We start from the raw sequence: 15,960 nt of genomic DNA, 5'->3' as shown, positions 1-15,960 counted from the left end.
TGGGATTCAGGTGCGAGGCAGGCTGATCACCGCCGTCAACCCACCCCCCGGCGTTTCTTCCAGGCTCAACTGCCCGCCCAGGCGTTCGGTGGCTTCCCGGGCGATGGTCATGCCCAGGCCGACACCGCCAGAGTTGCGATTGCGCGAGCCTTCCAGGCGGAAAAAGGGCTCGAACACCGCCTCGCGTTTGTCCGCCGCAATACCGGGGCCGTGGTCGATGACCCGGATCAATACCTGATGCTGCTGGTCTTGCAGGGCAATCAAGGCATGGCCGGCGTAGCGCAGGGCGTTGTCGATGAGGTTGTTGAGGCACGAGCGCAGTGCCATGGGTTGCACCTGCAGTGGGGCGCAGGCGCCGCTGACCTGCACATCGGCGCCCTGGTCCTGGGCGTTTTCGCTCAATGATTCCACCAGGGCCTGCACGTCCATCCATTGCAGCGCTTCGCTGGTGCGTTGTTCGTGCAAGTACGTCAGGGTGGCATCGAGCATGTCTATCATGTCGTCCAGGTCCTGGCGCATCTGGCCTTGCAGCTTGATGTCATCGATCTGTTCCAGGCGCAGCTTGAGCCGCGAGAGCGGCGTGCGCAGATCATGGGACACCGCGCCGAGCATGCGCGAACGCTGCTGCACCTGCTCGCGGATCCGTTGCTGCATCAGGTTGAACGTATGGGCTGCCTGCCGTGCCTCACGGGGGCCGTTTTCATCCAGCGGCGGGCTGTCGAGGTTTTCGCTCAGGCGCTCGGCGGCATCGCTCAGGCGTTGGATCGGTCGGGTCAGGAGCTTGGCGCCGTACCAGGCCGCGATGATCAGGAACACGAATTGAAAGGTCAGTGGCACCACCGGGCCGCCGAACCAGGGACGCGGACGGCGGTTGGGGGGCGGGCCGAAGCGCTGGGGCCCTTCGCCTTGTTGGCTCATTCCTGGCGGTGGCCCGGGGGGCGGCTGGTCGTAATGGAAAAACCAGGCAAAGGCCAAGAGATGCGCCAGGACAATCGCCAGTAGCAGCACGCCAAACAGGCGGCCAAACAGAGAGTCCAGGCGCAGTCGCATCAACCGATGTCCCGGGCGTCGAACAAGTAGCCCTCACCGCGGACGGTCTTGATCAGTTGGGGGGCCTTGGGATCGTCGCCCAGCTTCTGGCGCAGGCGCGATACCAGCAAGTCGATGCTGCGGTCGAACGCTTCGATGGAACGGCCGCGAGCCGCGTCCAGCAGTTGTTCGCGGCTGAGCACCCGGCGCGGTCGTTCGATGAAGACCCACAACAGGCGAAACTCGGCATTGGACAGGGGCACCACCAGTCCGTCGACCGAGATCAGTTGGCGCAGCACGCTGTTGAGCCGCCAGTTGTCAAAACGGATATTGGCCCGCTGCTCGGTACGGTCGTCACGTACCCGGCGCAGGATTGTCTGGATACGCGCCACCAGTTCCCTGGGTTCGAACGGCTTGGCCATGTAGTCATCGGCGCCCAGTTCCAGGCCGATGATGCGGTCGGTGGGCTCGCAGCGGGCGGTGAGCATCAGGATCGGAATGTCCGATTCGGCGCGCAACCAGCGACACAACTGCAAGCCGTCTTCACCCGGCAGCATCAGGTCGAGCACGACCACGTCGAAGTGCTCGGCCTGCATCGCCTGGCGCATGGCCGCGCCATCGGTGACGCCGCTGGCCCGTATGCTGAAACGGGCCAGGTAATCGATCAGCAGCTCGCGGATCGGCACGTCGTCGTCGACGATCAGCGCGCGGGTACTCCAGCGCTTGTCGTCGTCGGACACTTTTTGATCGTCAGAATTTGCAACAGGGGTGTTCTGCATGGATGCATCATCTGCCAGGTAGGCTGCCAACCGCAAAGAAGGCGGCGAGGTTGAGGCTTCAGCATAGGCGTCGTGCCGCGAGGCGTGAAGCGCTGAAAGAGCGGGTTGCGGCGGCGGACGGTAGCGTGTCGACGTGTTGTACGCATGTCATGAATGTATCGGCTTCGACACAAAGGCCGCTATTGTCCATGCTGCTGGGGGGACGATGAGATTTACCGATCATCGGGTCCCGCACGGGCGCTCGTTCCGCTACAATGCGCGCCGATTTCGACTTGCCTGAGAGCCCGCTCATGTCCGCCTGCCAGACGCCCATTATCGTCGCCCTGGATTTCCCCACCCGTGACGCCGCCCTGAAGCTGGCCGACCAGTTGGACCCCACGCTTTGCCGGGTCAAAGTCGGCAAGGAACTGTTCACCAGTTGCGCTTCGGAAATTGTCGGGACCCTGCGTGACAAGGGTTTCGAAGTGTTCCTGGACCTGAAGTTCCACGACATTCCCAACACCACCGCCATGGCGGTCAAGGCGGCTGCGGAGATGGGCGTATGGATGGTCAACGTGCATTGCTCCGGTGGCCTGCGCATGATGGCGGCCTGCCGTGAAGTGCTGGATCAGCGCAGCGGCCCGAAACCGTTGCTGATCGGCGTGACCGTGCTGACCAGCATGGAGCGCGAGGACCTGGCCGGGATCGGCCTGGACATCGAGCCCCAGGAGCAGGTGCTGCGGTTGGCGGCGCTGGCGCAGAAGGCCGGCCTGGACGGTCTGGTTTGTTCGGCCCTGGAAGCTGGCGCCCTGAAAGCGGCCCACCCGTCGTTGCAACTGGTGACCCCGGGGATTCGTCCGGCGGGCAGCGCCCAGGACGACCAGCGTCGCATCCTGACCCCGCGTCAGGCGCTGGACGCCGGTTCCGACTACCTGGTGATCGGTCGCCCGATCAGCCAGGCCGCCGATCCGGCCCAGGCGCTGGCGGCGGTCGTGGCCGAACTGGCCTGATCCAACCCTGAAGGGCCCTTGTGGGAGCGAGCTTGCTCGCGATAGCGGTATGTCAGTCAATAGCAATGTTGACTGACAGGGCCTCATCGCGAGCAAGCCCGCTCCCACCGTTGTTTTGTGTCAGACCTTGAGTACGAGTTTCCCGAAGTTCTCCCCGCTGAACAGTTTGGTCAGCGTCTCGGGGAAGGTCTCCAGCCCTTCCACAATGTCTTCCTTGCTCTTGAGCTGCCCTTTGGCCATCCAGCCGGCCATTTCCTGCCCGGCGGCGGCGAACTGTGAGGCGTAGTCCATGACCACGAAACCTTCCATGCGAGCCCGGTTGACCAGCAGTGACAGGTAGTTGGCGGGTCCCTTCACCGCTTCCTTGTTGTTGTACTGGCTAATGGCACCGCAAATCACCACGCGGGCCTTGAGGTTCAGGCGGCTGAGCACGGCATCCAGGATGTCGCCCCCGACGTTGTCGAAATACACATCCACGCCTTTGGGGCATTCGCGCTTGAGGCCGACGTGGACGTCTTCGTTCTTGTAGTCGATGGCCCCATCGAAGCCCAATTCATCGACCAGGAATTTGCATTTGTCGGCACCGCCAGCGATGCCCACCACACGACAGCCTTTGATCTTGGCAATCTGCCCGGCGATGCTCCCCACCGCACCGGCGGCGCCCGACAGCACCACGGTCTCGCCGGCCTTGGGCGCGCCGACGTCCAACAGGGCGAAATAAGCGGTCATGCCGGTCATGCCCAGGGCGGACAAATAACGTGGCAGCGGTGCCAGTTTTGGATCGACTTTGTAGAAACCCCTTGGCTCGCCGAGGAAATAATCCTGCACGCCCAGGGCACCGTTGACGTAGTCCCCGACCGCGAACCCCGGGTTGTTCGAGGCAATCACTTGGCCGACCCCCAGCGCCCGCATCACTTCACCGAGGCCGACCGGTGGGATGTAGGACTTGCCCTCGTTCATCCAGCCGCGCATGGCCGGGTCCAGGGACAGGTATTCGTTCTTCACCAGGATCTGGCCGGCTGCCGGCTCGCCCACCGGTACTTGCTGATAGGTGAAAGTCTCGCGGGTCGCGGCGCCTACCGGGCGTTTGGCGAGCAGGAACTGGCGATTGGTCTGGGCAGTCATGGTTGGCACTCAAGATGAATGAAGACTTGTTGATAGACCTTCGAAGCCTTTGCCGCAAGGTTCGCCGCCTCAGCGAATGCTCTTCGATCCAACCCAGTGATAGTGCCTTGGGGCCCCTTATCACTGGCGCCCATGAATGCCCAACCGGCATCTGGATAGTGCTGCCGTGCCCCGTCAGGCTGTGGCTACACTGGCGCGACCCCGCATTCTTCGAGGAACAGACAATGAGCATGACGTTTTCCGGACAGGTCGCTGTGGTAACCGGCGGTGCCGCAGGCATTGGCTGTGCCACGGCCCAGGCGTTCGCGGCAGAGGGCCTGAAAGTGGTCGTGGCCGACCTGGACGTGGCGGGCGGCGAGCGTACGGTGCAGTCGATTCGTGATGGGGGCGGCGAAGCGCTGTTCGTGCGCTGCAACGTGACGCTGGAAAGCGATGTGCAGCACCTGATGGACGAGGTGATCAAGGCCTATGGGCGCCTTGACTATGCCTTCAACAACGCCGGGATCGAGATCGAGAAGGGCAAGTTGGCCGACGGTACCCTCGACGAGTTCGACGCGATCATGGGCGTCAATGTGAAGGGCGTCTGGTTGTGCATGAAGTACCAGCTGCCCTTGCTGCTGGCCCAGGGCGGCGGTGCCATCGTTAACACGGCTTCGGTGGCCGGCCTGGGCGCTGCGCCGAAGATGAGCATCTATGCCGCTTCCAAGCACGCCGTGATCGGCCTGACCAAATCGGCCGCCATCGAATATGCCAAGAAGAAGATCCGCGTGAATGCGGTCTGTCCGGCGGTGATCGACACCGACATGTTCCGTCGTGCCTATGAGGCGGACCCGAAAAAAGGCGAGTTCGCCAATGCCATGCACCCGGTGGGGCGTATCGGCAAGGTCGAGGAAATCGCCAGCGCCGTGCTCTATTTGTGCAGCGATGGCGCGGCGTTCACCACCGGTCATTCCCTGGCGGTGGACGGCGGCGTCACGGCGTTCTGAGGACGTTTCCCTGAGCTTGTAGGAAGAAGCCCGCACTGGTTGCGGGCTTTTTCTTTGGGCTGGGGAAACATCCCCGGAGCGGCCTATCAATGTGTTTCAAAGGGTGAGAATTGGCGCTTTTGGCGACGTTGTCGTACATCGTTCGGGGGTGGCCTGTGCTTAACTGTTTCCGGAAATAAAACAAACGCTTAGGAGCTTGGTTACTCATGGAGTTGAGAATCGACCGGCAGGCCTTGGTGCCTGTCGTGCAGCAAATCGTCGACGCGCTGACCGGCTGGATCCGACAGGATGCGGTGCAACCGGGGACTCGCCTGCCGTCCGTGCGCCAACTGGCGCGGCAGAACCTGCTCAGCCAGTCCAGCGTCAATGAAGCGTGTGAACGCCTGGTTGCCCAAGGCCTGCTGGCGTCCCGGCATGGCTCCAGCTTTTTTGTCGCGCCATCCCCCGCATCCGGGCAGGCGGGCATCGACCCGGAGCGGCGGCAGGATATGCCCGCCGAGGGCGTTGATTCGCCGCCCTGGGCGTTGAAGCTGGGGTGTGGCGGGTTGCCCGAGAGCTGGCGTGAAAGCGATGACCTGGGTTATGCGATCCGACAGGTCACCCGCACCGATATGGCGGGGTTGTTCAACTACAGCACGTCGCTGGGGCTGCCCGCCCTGCGTGAGCAGCTGTCCAGGCGCCTGAAGCAATTCAATATCGAGGCCGATAAAGACCTGATCCTGACCACCACCGGGGCGACCCACGGGCTGGACCTGATCGTGCGGACACTGCTGCAGCCAGGCGCCTGCGTGGTGGTGGAGAGCCCTGGCTATTCAAGCCTGTTCGACCTGCTCAGGTTGCACAAGATCGACATGATCGAACTGCCCAGGACCCCACGCGGCCCGGACGTCGACGTGTTGCAAGACTTGCTGGCGACACACCGGCCCAGTGCGCTGTTCGTCAACAGTGCCTGTCACAACCCGACCGGCAGCAACCTGGCACCGGCCGTGGCCCAGCGGTTGTTGCAACTGACGAAGCAACACGCCGTGCTGGTGATCGAAGACGATGCCTATGGCGACTTCCAGAACTCGGCGCGGACCCGGTTGGCAGCGCTGGATGCCGACGTGGTCTACGTGGGCAGTTTCTCGAAGACCCTGAGCAGTTCGTTGCGCGTCGGTTTCGTGGTGGCCGGGCCGTCCATCATCACGCGCCTGAGCGAGGTCAAGGGCATTACCAGCATGGGTGGGTCGCGGTTCTGTGAGTCGGTGCTTGCCAATCTCCTGGCCAATGGGGCCTATCGCAAACTGGTCCAGCGCCAGCGCCAGCGTTTGGGCGTCGATACGGCGGCGCTGCTGCAGGTATTGGAGGATGCCGACTGGGAGGTCTTTGGCAAACCGGCCGGCGGGCTTTTCATTTGGGCAAGACCGCCCATCAGTGACTACGCTGGATTACAGCGTCTGGCCAAGCGGTTCGGCGTGTTGTTGTCCTCACCCACGGCCTTCAGCCCTTCGGGCACCGACAGCGACTGGCTACGGATCAACGTGGCCTATGCCCGTGATCCCCGGGCGCTGGGGTTTTTTCGGGCCGCGGCTCTGGATCGACCTCAAGTGTCCTGAAAACGACGCGGCTGTAGCTTTTTGCCATTATTCCGACGCCAGCATCTTGTGTTGCAGGGCGTCTCGTTGCGAATCTGCAATCAACACACACTGGCAGAGGACTGAGCGCAATGATTTCGGCCGTGCAAGGACGTTTTGCCAACCTGGGTATGGCAAAAAAACTGGGTATCGGATTTGTCCTGGTGCTGCTGTTGACCGCTGTGGTCGCGGCCATCGGCGTCTGGTCCCTGCAGACCATCAGCTATCGCTTCGATGGCTTGAAGCAGATGTCGTCCCTCAACAGCGGGTTGCTCAAGGTCCGGCTGCTGGAGCAGGAATACGCCTCGCGTTCCGACCCCAAGACGGCCGATGCCCTGCGCCAGGGTGTCGATGGCCTACTGGCCCTGGCGAACGAGCTCAAGGCGCAGTCGCCTGCCAACGTGCCGGTGATGAACGACGTCGAGCAGGCGCTGGGGGCGTATCGCAAGGCATTCGACGAGTTCGTCGGGCTAAGCCAGAGCAAGGACCTGGCGCTGGAAATGGCCAGTTGGTCGGTGTCCAGCGTGGCCAACAACCTCGATGTGTTGCAGGCCGGGCTGGCGGATGACGGCACCTATACCTTGAAAGACTCCGAAGGCAAGGAAGGGGCCGAGTTCATCGAGCAGGCCAGCCAGATCAGCGAAGTGTCGCGGTTGATGTTGCAGGCCATGAACGAAGCGCGGGTCCGTTTGGACCAGAGCCGCAAAGGCAACGTCGAGGGCGCTGGGGAAGGCAGCATCGAACAGGCCGAGCAGGCCATGAAACAGGCCGAAGCGCTCAAGACCACGGTCAAGGACCCGGGGTACCAGACCGTGCTTAATGAAGTGGCCGGGCATATCGCTGGGTTCAATGAGCAACTGGCCGAGTATACCGGCCTGTTGGCGAAGGAAAAAATCGTCTACCAGCAACTGCACGAACGTGCCGATCAAGTGGTGGCGCGGGTCGACCAGGCCTTCAGTGCCGAAGACCATGCCATGCAGACTGAACTGAAGAAGAACTCGCTGCTGATCATCGGTTCGTCGGCCTTGGCGTTGCTGGTGGGATTGATCGCGGCGTGGGTCATCACCCGGCTGATCGTGACGCCGCTGCGCAGCGTCATTCGCGTTGCCCAGCGGATCGCGGCGGGTGACTTGAGCGCCACGGTGGAAGTGACGCGCCGGGACGAGATTGGCCAGTTGATGCAGGCGATGCAACAGATGGGCGCAGGGCTGAGCAGTATCGTCAGCGGCTTGCAGGCCGGGATCGAGCAGCTGGCCAATTCGGCTCAATCGCTGTCGGCTGTGACCGAGCAGACCAATCTGGAAGTCAGCAGCCAGAAAGAGGAAACCGAGCAGGTCGCCACGGCCATGAACCAGATGACGGCCACCGTGCACGATGTGGCGCGCAATGCCGAAGAGGCGGCACAAGCGGCCCAGACTGCCGACGACAAGGTCGAAAGCGGCCAGCAGGTGGTGCGCCAGAGCATGGTGCGCATCGAGCAACTGGCCGATTCGGCCACCTCGGCCAGTTCCAGCATCGAAAGTCTCAGCGCCGAGATCCAGAACATCGGCACGGTGCTGAGTGTGATCAAGAGCGTGGCCGAGCAAACCAACCTGCTGGCCCTCAATGCCGCTATCGAGGCGGCCCGTGCCGGGGAGCAGGGCAGGGGCTTTGCGGTCGTGGCCGATGAGGTGCGGGCCCTGGCCAGGCGCACGCAACAGTCCACCGAGGAAATCGAACGACTGGTGAGTGCCTTGCGTTCAGCGGCCCAGGCTTCCGTGCAGCAGATCCAGAGCAGTGGCGAGTTGGTGAAGATGGCGGTCAGCGACGCACTGCAGACCGAGAGCGCGTTGGGCAGCATTGCGGCGGCGGTGTCGTTGATCCAACAGATGAACCAACAGATCGCTGCGGCAGCCGAGCAGCAGAGCTCGGTGGCCGAAGAGATCAACCGCAGTGTCACCAGCATTCGCGCCAGCGCTGATCAATCGTCCCTGGCGATGCGCGGCAATGCCGCTTCCAGCATCGAGCTGGCGCAGTTGGGGATTGAGTTGAAAGGGATGGTGGGGCATTTCAAGTTGTGAGTCCGCGATAGCGGATCCAACATGCCAACAGTTTTGCCTGTCTGGCGGTGTACGGGCATAGCTTACAGCCCCGTGGCGAGGGAGCTTGCTCCCGCTGGGCTGCGAAGCAGGCCCAGGATTCGCGGGAGCGCTGCGCACTCCAGCGGGAGCTAGCTCCCTCGCCACAGAAACTCCACCCGCACAGGGTGGAGCCGTATCAGTCGTAGACTTTCTTCTTCTTCCACTCGTCGTTTATTTCGTCGTCCTTCAAGCCTTCGGTCAACTGGTTGACCTCGCCCTCGACCGGCTGGGTGCTGGCCAGGACCTGGGCATTGGCGCGGGCCAGCAGTTTCTCCAGGTAGGCCAGTTGTTCGGCGTAGACCTGTGGTTCCTGTTGCTTGCGCAGGTACTGCACACCGCGCTCGAAGGCCAGGCGAGCCTGCCCGGGTTGTTCTTGCTGCAAAGCCTGCTGGCCGAGGTTGTTGAAGAACTCGATGTGCAGCAGCACCAGGATGTGCCGCACTTCACGGATCCAGCGCTTGGCTTCGTTGGGCGGCAGGAAACCGTCCTGGGCGGCGCGGGTGATCTGGCCATGCAAGGCCTCGAGCAGAAAGCGAACGTCCTTGGCCTTGGCTTCGGTCTGGATCGGTGCCGGTGGATTGCTCACCGGGATCGATTCACCCTGGGCAGCCAGTGCGCTCAGTTCATCCAGGCGTGCCTTGACCGCGGAATTGGTTTTATCCAGGTTCAACAGGCGCTGGCAGACATTCATCTCGAGGCGCGTTATCAACAATTTCAGGGCAGGGGTCATCAACTGCCCGGGGAAGGTTTCGGTGAGCTCGCCACAGCGACGCATGCGGTCGTTGAGTTCTACCTTGGTGCGGGCCTTTTCCAGCTTGTTGTTTTCCACCACGTGGTTCATGTAGCCAATGGCGATCAACAGGGCGATCCCGGCTACGACGAGCAGGGTGATCATGAGTGGTGTCACCGGTAAGACCTCTTTATTAGGGTACGCATGTCATGAGTGTAGTGGCTTGGCTTTTAAGCGCATAGGCCCGAGCGACGTGATTAGACGGGCGTCGTGCTGTTTATAGGACGCATGATCGGGTAGGAGCACATTGCCATCATTTACCTGGCGCGACTATAGCGTCTCGGCGGGTGACAGAATATAGGCGTCAGAGACCGGGCGAGTAAAATGTGCGGATTGCCCCCAAACCGGGCGAAGTCATTGATTTAAATAAATTTATATCTGGGGGTTGACGACCCTTCAATCCATCCATAGAATGCGCGCCACTTACAGCGTAAAGCACTCAGCCAAACGCTCTAAGTAGTGAATGTTGTACGTGTGTCCCCTTCGTCTAGTGGCCTAGGACACCGCCCTTTCACGGCGGTAACAGGGGTTCGAGTCCCCTAGGGGACGCCAATGCGGGAATAGCTCAGTTGGTAGAGCACGACCTTGCCAAGGTCGGGGTCGCGAGTTCGAGTCTCGTTTCCCGCTCCAATTTTAAACAGTGTTGCTTTCGAGCAGGGCTGAGTGAAGCCAGAGCCGACATCTTCGGATGCGGATTTGGGCACTGAAATACACACCATGTGTTTCAGTTAGCGTGTCCCCTTCGTCTAGTGGCCTAGGACACCGCCCTTTCACGGCGGTAACAGGGGTTCGAGTCCCCTAGGGGACGCCATTTGCGGGAATAGCTCAGTTGGTAGAGCACGACCTTGCCAAGGTCGGGGTCGCGAGTTCGAGTCTCGTTTCCCGCTCCAAATTCAAAAAAACGCCGCTCATACGAGCGGCGTTTTTTTATGCGCGTGAAAAGACCATTCAAGATGCATGGATCTTTAACCAGCGATTTTCGTTGTCTGAGGGGGCTTGCCGTGCTTTACCTTAATAATGAAGGTGAAGCGAAAGTACTTCATGCAAAACTTAAGGTAAAACGCTCAGGAAGATTAATAGTTCATTCCTAAAAAAAAGCACTTCTCCTAACCTTCCAGTACCCATTCTGGAGGTGCACTTATGCTGATTTTTGTTAAATCGATGGTCATTGGGCTGTGCATCGCAGCCCCTGTGGGGCCTATTGGGCTGTTGTGCATACAGCGAAGCCTCATGCTGGGCTGGAGAGCTGGTTTCGCAACGGGATTGGGGGCCGCCACTGCCGATTCGATCTACGGATTCATCGGGGCCCTCGGGGTCACGGCCATCATCGCGACGCTGATCAGCTTCAAACCTTGGTTGTGTATTTTTGGTGGACTATTCCTCGCCTACATTGGCTATCAGACAATACGATCGAAGGGGGGCGCGACCGCCATGGCAGGTGAGCGTGCCAACATGTTCAAAGCCTACTCGACCACGCTGTTCCTGACCCTGTCGAACCCCATGACCATCTTGTCGTTTATCGCGATATTCGCCGCGTTGAGCGATGGCATGGTCAGCGACCAAGGCGGCCAGCACGCCTTGCTGCCGATGGTGACCGGTATATTCCTGGGCTCGGCTGCCTGGTGGCTGGGCTTGAGCGGGTTCTCCTCCCTTTTCAAGGCGCGGATTGCCGAATCGAAGCTAAGGCTGATCAACTACTTTTCGGGGGCGACCATCAGCGTTCTGGGGGCCTACCAGGTCGCCACTGGCGTCATGCTGGCTACGGCAACCTGATAAAAGAGGTCTTACTGCAGTCTGGACTCGACATACGCCCTGAAGCGGCCTATGGCTTGGGTGACGTCTGGGGCGGTGGCATTGCTGAATGAAAGCCTGACCTGATTAGCCGCCTCATTCGTCAGCGAAAATAAGGTGGTAGGGAATACGATCACCTTGAACTGCTGGGCGCATTCGCGCATTTCACAATACCCAAAGGCGAAAGGCAGCCGCAGATTGATGAAGAAGCCGCCCGCCGGATGATTCCAGCTGACCGTTCTTTGGGCGCCGACCTTGAGTGGAAATTCACGTTCGAGGCATTCAAGCATGTGGTCTCTTTTCTGCGTATAGGACAGCACCCTGGGTTGGTTCAGCCCTTGCAGCGAGTAGTTGTTCTCGATCAGCAAACCGGCGACGACCGCTTGGCACAGGGCAGGGGTGTTGACGGTGATCAGGCTTTTGGCCTTGCACAATCGGGCACTGAATGACATGACACCGGCGCCCTCCGGCGCGACCACATAACCCATGCGCAAGCCGGGAAAAATCGACTTGGCAAAGGAGCCCAGCAAGAATACTCGACTGCTGTCGATGGACTTCATGGACGCAATGGCATCGCCTTCGTACCTGAAGTAGCGGTAGGCCGTGTCTTCAAGGACGAAAAAATTCTTTTCATTGGCCAAGGAAAGCATGGCTGTCCTGGCGTGATAGGAGAGGCTGTCGGCGGTCGGATTGCTAAAATCCGGAACGGCATACAGTGCTTTGATTTTTTCCCCTCTGGATTCAAGTTCTTCAATGATTCCGCGCAGGGCGATTGGGTCGAGAAAAGCCGCCATGGGGACGGGGACTATTTTTATGCCCAGCAGTTTTGCGATGCCTGTGACCCCGGAAAACACCGGGTCAGGCACTAATAAAAGCCCACCGCCTTCAAAAATGGACAGGAGCGTCAAGGTACAGGCTTCCTGAAACCCCAGGCACACCACGATGCTTTCAGGGTTGGAGACTGTTATCCCTTCATCCGCCTGCAAATAGGTGGCGATTGTTTCATTGATGATTCCCGAGGTTTTTCCATATTGGCAAAGCAGTGTCGCCAGTGACTGCCCCGTGCCGGCAACGTGAAGTTTGTATTGGGCCAGGCCTCGGTCGATGAGCGACGGGTCGCACTGCTGGTCATCGGGTCGACCGGAGGCCAGTGAAATGGCCTCCGGATTTTCCTGGGCGATGGAGTTTAGAAGGTGGATGACGTTCAGGGTGGGGTCTTCGAATATCGTGTTTTCGAATGCGCTGGACACTTTCGCTTCTCCATAAAAAAAGCAACGAGCCACTGAAGGCTCGTTGCTTGTGATGACACGCTAGGCAGGATCGAGTGAGCTTTTCTGATCGACCTTGCTTTCCATGGTTTCGAATGCCTGTAGCAGGTCCTCCTTGAGGTCTTCAATATCCTCCAGGCCAAAGCACAATCGAACCAGGCCTTTCTCGATGCCCATGTCCGCTTTTTCCTGATCCGTCATCGAGGCGTGGCTGCCACTGAAGGGCTGGGCGACCATCGAGGTCACGCAGGCCATTCCGGTGCCGGTGCCAAACCATTTGAGCGCGGCGGTGAACGTTTTGTAAAAGGGCACCAGATCGGGCCGAATATCAACAAACACAATGCCGCCATAACCGCTCAATTGCCGACCATCGATGCGCGGGTAATAGACATGCTCGATAAAAGGCAACTCGCGCAGATAGTTGAGCATGCTTGCTGTCGTCTGGCTGTGTCTTTCCATGCGCAGGTTGAACGTCTGCATGCTTCTGCGCAGCAACCAGGCGCTATTGGGGGTGAGTATCGTGCCTGAATAAAAGCGACCCTCAAGGAGACGGTTGTAAATCGTTTCATTGTTGACCAGCACCAGGCCGCCCATGACATCACTGTGTCCAGAGAAGTATTTGGTTGCGCTGTACAGGGATATGTCGGCGCCAAAATTCAACGGCTTCTGAAATATCGGTGTGGCCCAGGTATTGTCAACGACCACCAGCGCCTGCGGGTTGTGTTGCTTGACGGCCCTGCTGACCGCATGGATATCAATGTCTTTCAGGAAGGGATTGGTCGGCGTTTCGAAAATGACCATGTCGACGTTCGCCGGCAAGGCCTTCAGCCCCTCTGCCGTGGTGAGATCCAGAATCGTCAGGTGTGCGCCGATACGTGCCGCATAGCGCTGGAACAATTTATAGGAGCAGCCATAGATGTATTTGTTGATGACCAGCGAAGCACCCGGTTTCAACAGTTCCAACACCATGTAGATCGCGCTCATCCCGGTGCTGTAGGCCAGGGCATGTTCACTGCCCTCCAGGGACGCGACGACCTGTTCCAACTCCGTCACGTTGGGATTGGCTTTCCTTGAATAGAAGAAGGCCGAGTCAGCGTTGAAAGCGCTGCACTGATAAATAGGCGTTACCGAAGGATGGGCGTCCCGGTCATCCACCTTGATATGAAGTATTTCAGTAGACACTTTCATGCTTGGCTGACCAGTTTGATGACCTGTTCATACATGTTTTGCTTACCCTCGTAACCCACGGTCGGGGTGATGTCATTTTGCGAAATACCGATTTCTTCAATCGACTCTGTCGGGAAGTGGGCCCTGTCGAAGACTTCATGAAGGTTCGAGTTCACGCCGTTGGGGAGCCAGACTTCAGGGCCTGTTTCATCGATGCGAGCCTTGGCAACGATGAATCGATAGCTTTCATGGGGGCGCAAGGTCAGCGATTTCCAATCGCTGTTGTGCCCGTCCGTATAATTGCGTCGCAGGTAGACGGTCTGTTCGAAGTCTTCGGTATTCAGCACTTGGGCGTGCAGCGACACAATGTCTCCGTGCCATTCGAACTTTCGCTTCTCGTAGGCGCTCAACGTGTCCTCGCGCAACTCGACAGGGGCGTTCGCCTGGTGTTCACCCAGCAATTTGAAATGCGCATCATGTCCGCACTGAGAGCAGCATCCTTTGCTGTCCAGTCCGATGATTTCAGCGTTCAAGCCATAACGGGTGACGAGCAGGGCGTTACAGTGGTTGCAACTGGTATTGGTCCCTTCGACGTCATTCACGTTACCCAGGTAGACATGCTCAACGCCCATGCTCCGAGCAACGTCCCGAGCCTTCAGGAGCCTGTCCACAGGCGTACGGATGCTGTTGCTCATCTTGTAATCGGGGTGAAACCTGACGAAGTGCAGCGGTACGTTCGGGCCCAGTTCATCCAGGACCCACTGGCTGATTTTCCTCGCCGTTTCCTCGTCGTCGCTGATGTCGGTCACCATCAAGGTGCTGACCTCGACATATTTGCCGGCGTCATAGACTTTCTTGATGCCCGCCAGAACGGGCTCTACCCAGCCGGTGGTGACCTTGCGGTAGTATTCCGGGGAGATGGATTTCAGCGAAATCGAGAAAATATCGATGACCGGCAATAACTCATCAATGGCCTCTTCGCTGATGAAGAATGCCGATTTATAGAGGTTGATCAGGCCGGCTTCCTTGGCCAGCTTCGCTGTGTCGAGGATGAATTCGTGCCAGACAACGGGGTCGTTATACGTCCAGGAAATGACGCGTATGCCGTGCTTGAGTGCGGTTTCCACCACCTGCTCGGGGGTGTAGTAGTAAACGTCCTTGTCGGTGACGTACTTGGCCTGCGATGTCTTCCAGTTATGACAGTAACCGCAGTTGAGCATGCAGCCGATATTACCCAGGGACAAGATTCGCTCCCCCGGGGCAAAGTGGAAAACGGCTTCGGTTTCGATTGTCTCTTCGGTGCTGTGAACGCCTTTACCGTAGTTCAATGTAACGAGCCTGCCCCCACGGTTTCCGCGCACTTTGCAAAAACCTAACTTGCCTTCCTGGATAACACAGTTGCGTGGGGAAAGATGACACTTGACAGCGCCCCCAGGGAGTATTTCTTCCAGTTTTGCCGGGCTGCTTTCCAAGGTCCAGTTTTTATTTTTTGTAGTGTCCATCTTTCACTCCTCATCACGGAAGTTGCCATCAATAGCATCGGTTTAAAAAGTCGAGGCGAAACGATCCTGCCGCCCTGCAGGGCAGTCATAGTTGTAGATTTATTAGTAAGCGGATGAAGCGCTCATCAATCCATAGTTTTTAAGTGCAAAGCGCTTGGCATTCATGTTCATGAACGGTTGAATAAGTGGGCCGATCACCAGCAGAAATGCAATCGTGCCGATACCGAAGGGACCGCCTAAAAGCCAACCGCTCGAAAAGATGCCGATTTCAATAATCATTTTGGCTTTGGTGAACGACCAGTTCCATTTGGATACCATGGTCAATACCACCAGGTCCATGATCCTGATGCCGATACCGCTCATGATGATCAAGGCGGAGGAATAGGCACACAGCATCAGCCCCGAGGCCAATAACGCGTACTCATTCATTCTGACGATCAAATACTCCCCGAGCCCCAGCCACGACCAGAGATCAATCAGCAGCCCAGTCAGCGTCGTTGTAATGAAGGGACTTATCGGTGGGTATTTTTTGTTCCAGAGCACCCACCATGTCAGGAAAAACAGCGATACGATAGCCGAGCAAACGCCCATGCCCAGCATGAGTATTTTATCGATCGAGATGATCAGGACATCTAACGGGTCAGTACCCAGTTGGCTGATGATGAAACACTTGGCACCCAACGAAAAGAAACCGACGCCCATCAGGTACATCAGTAACTGATCTTTCTTGAAATGCCGGAGACTTAGGACTTGCGTGCCAATGTGCTGGACGAGCGGGTGAGGTTTTTTTTCACACTTTTT

Annotated in this window: 13 protein-coding genes, 4 tRNA genes and 1 pseudogene; 10 read left to right on the top strand and 8 right to left on the bottom strand. The window is 58.8% G+C overall.

Annotated elements, in window-relative coordinates; all coding sequences use genetic code 11:
• Nucleotides 1-6: 6 nt before the first annotated feature.
• Both J4E53_RS25080 and J4E53_RS25075 read right to left on the bottom strand, forming a co-directional pair.
• Nucleotides 7-1,050: a cell wall metabolism sensor histidine kinase WalK gene (locus J4E53_RS25080; protein ID WP_060741182.1), complete on the bottom strand. Its 1,044-nt coding sequence runs from the start codon at nt 1,048-1,050 to the stop codon at nt 7-9.
• The gene (locus J4E53_RS25075) at nt 1,050-1,808 is read right to left on the bottom strand and encodes a response regulator (protein WP_060741183.1); all 759 of its coding nucleotides are present in this window, start codon (nt 1,806-1,808) and stop codon (nt 1,050-1,052) included. Before J4E53_RS25075 ends, J4E53_RS25080 begins: the two co-directional genes overlap by 1 nt.
• 290 nt (nt 1,809-2,098) lie before the next feature.
• Between J4E53_RS25075 and pyrF the strand changes: the two genes are divergently transcribed.
• Nucleotides 2,099-2,797, top strand: coding sequence for an orotidine-5'-phosphate decarboxylase (pyrF, locus tag J4E53_RS25070; RefSeq protein WP_060741184.1), 699 nt, complete (start codon nt 2,099-2,101; stop codon nt 2,795-2,797).
• Between the two features lie 120 nt (nt 2,798-2,917).
• Here pyrF and J4E53_RS25065 read toward each other — a convergent pair whose 3' ends face one another.
• The gene (locus J4E53_RS25065) at nt 2,918-3,922 is read right to left on the bottom strand and encodes an NADP-dependent oxidoreductase (protein ID WP_060741185.1); all 1,005 of its coding nucleotides are present in this window, start codon (nt 3,920-3,922) and stop codon (nt 2,918-2,920) included.
• 224 nt (nt 3,923-4,146) lie between these two features.
• Between J4E53_RS25065 and J4E53_RS25060 the strand changes: the two genes are divergently transcribed.
• The 4 genes and pseudogenes from J4E53_RS25060 to J4E53_RS31200 all read left to right on the top strand — a co-directional run bounded on the left by J4E53_RS25060 (nt 4,147) and on the right by J4E53_RS31200 (nt 8,581).
• A complete protein-coding gene (locus J4E53_RS25060) occupies nt 4,147-4,908 on the top strand; it encodes an SDR family oxidoreductase (RefSeq protein ID WP_103311047.1) in 762 nt (253 codons plus the stop codon).
• Between the two features lie 206 nt (nt 4,909-5,114).
• Complete coding sequence (locus J4E53_RS25055) at nt 5,115-6,503, top strand: PLP-dependent aminotransferase family protein (RefSeq protein ID WP_103311045.1); 1,389 nt, start codon at nt 5,115-5,117, stop codon at nt 6,501-6,503.
• A 110-nt stretch (nt 6,504-6,613) separates the two neighbouring features.
• Nucleotides 6,614-7,672: pseudogene (locus J4E53_RS31205) on the top strand (methyl-accepting chemotaxis protein); the annotation flags it as partial.
• A gap of 27 nt (nt 7,673-7,699) precedes the next feature.
• Nucleotides 7,700-8,581 carry a methyl-accepting chemotaxis protein gene (locus J4E53_RS31200; protein ID WP_370873828.1) on the top strand — a complete coding sequence of 294 codons (882 nt, stop codon included), beginning with the start codon at nt 7,700-7,702 and terminating at the stop codon, nt 8,579-8,581.
• Between the two features lie 196 nt (nt 8,582-8,777).
• Here J4E53_RS31200 and J4E53_RS25045 read toward each other — a convergent pair whose 3' ends face one another.
• Nucleotides 8,778-9,536, bottom strand: a complete 759-nt coding sequence (locus tag J4E53_RS25045) for a hypothetical protein (RefSeq protein ID WP_060741189.1) — start codon at nt 9,534-9,536, stop codon at nt 8,778-8,780.
• A gap of 371 nt (nt 9,537-9,907) precedes the next feature.
• On the opposite strand from J4E53_RS25045, the gene J4E53_RS25040 reads away from it, so the two are divergent.
• The 5 genes from J4E53_RS25040 (at nt 9,908) to J4E53_RS25020 (ending at nt 11,204) form a co-directional block, all read left to right on the top strand.
• Nucleotides 9,908-9,983 (top strand) — tRNA-Glu (locus J4E53_RS25040).
• 2 nt (nt 9,984-9,985) lie between these two features.
• Nucleotides 9,986-10,061 (top strand) — tRNA-Gly (locus tag J4E53_RS25035).
• Nucleotides 10,062-10,166: 105 nt separating this feature from the next.
• Nucleotides 10,167-10,242: transfer RNA gene (locus J4E53_RS25030), tRNA-Glu, on the top strand.
• A gap of 3 nt (nt 10,243-10,245) precedes the next feature.
• Nucleotides 10,246-10,321, top strand: a tRNA-Gly gene (locus J4E53_RS25025).
• 250 nt (nt 10,322-10,571) lie between these two features.
• Entirely contained in the window at nt 10,572-11,204 is a 633-nt protein-coding gene (locus J4E53_RS25020; RefSeq protein ID WP_060741190.1) for a LysE family translocator, read from the top strand.
• Between the two features lie 11 nt (nt 11,205-11,215).
• Here the strand turns inward: J4E53_RS25020 and J4E53_RS25015 are convergent, their stop codons facing one another.
• From J4E53_RS25015 to J4E53_RS25000, 4 genes are all read right to left on the bottom strand, one after another.
• A complete protein-coding gene (locus J4E53_RS25015) occupies nt 11,216-12,472 on the bottom strand; it encodes a PLP-dependent aminotransferase family protein (protein WP_060741191.1) in 1,257 nt (418 codons plus the stop codon).
• Between the two features lie 60 nt (nt 12,473-12,532).
• Nucleotides 12,533-13,678 (bottom strand): PLP-dependent aspartate aminotransferase family protein, encoded by a 1,146-nt coding sequence (locus tag J4E53_RS25010; protein WP_103311305.1) that lies wholly within the window; start codon nt 13,676-13,678, stop codon nt 12,533-12,535.
• A complete protein-coding gene (amrS, locus tag J4E53_RS25005) occupies nt 13,675-15,159 on the bottom strand; it encodes an AmmeMemoRadiSam system radical SAM enzyme (protein ID WP_060741193.1) in 1,485 nt (494 codons plus the stop codon). Before amrS ends, J4E53_RS25010 begins: the two co-directional genes overlap by 4 nt.
• A gap of 102 nt (nt 15,160-15,261) precedes the next feature.
• Nucleotides 15,262-15,960, bottom strand: a 699-nt coding sequence (locus tag J4E53_RS25000) for a YitT family protein (protein WP_207268204.1), incomplete at its 5' end; no start/stop codon positions are given.

The sequence above is a fragment of the Pseudomonas sp. FW305-28 genome (assembly GCF_017351395.1).
Classification (GTDB): Bacteria; Pseudomonadota; Gammaproteobacteria; order Pseudomonadales; family Pseudomonadaceae; genus Aquipseudomonas; species Aquipseudomonas fluorescens_AA.
The sequence above is the reverse complement of the archived record's forward strand: the minus strand, read 5'-3'. Positions and strand labels throughout refer to the sequence as shown.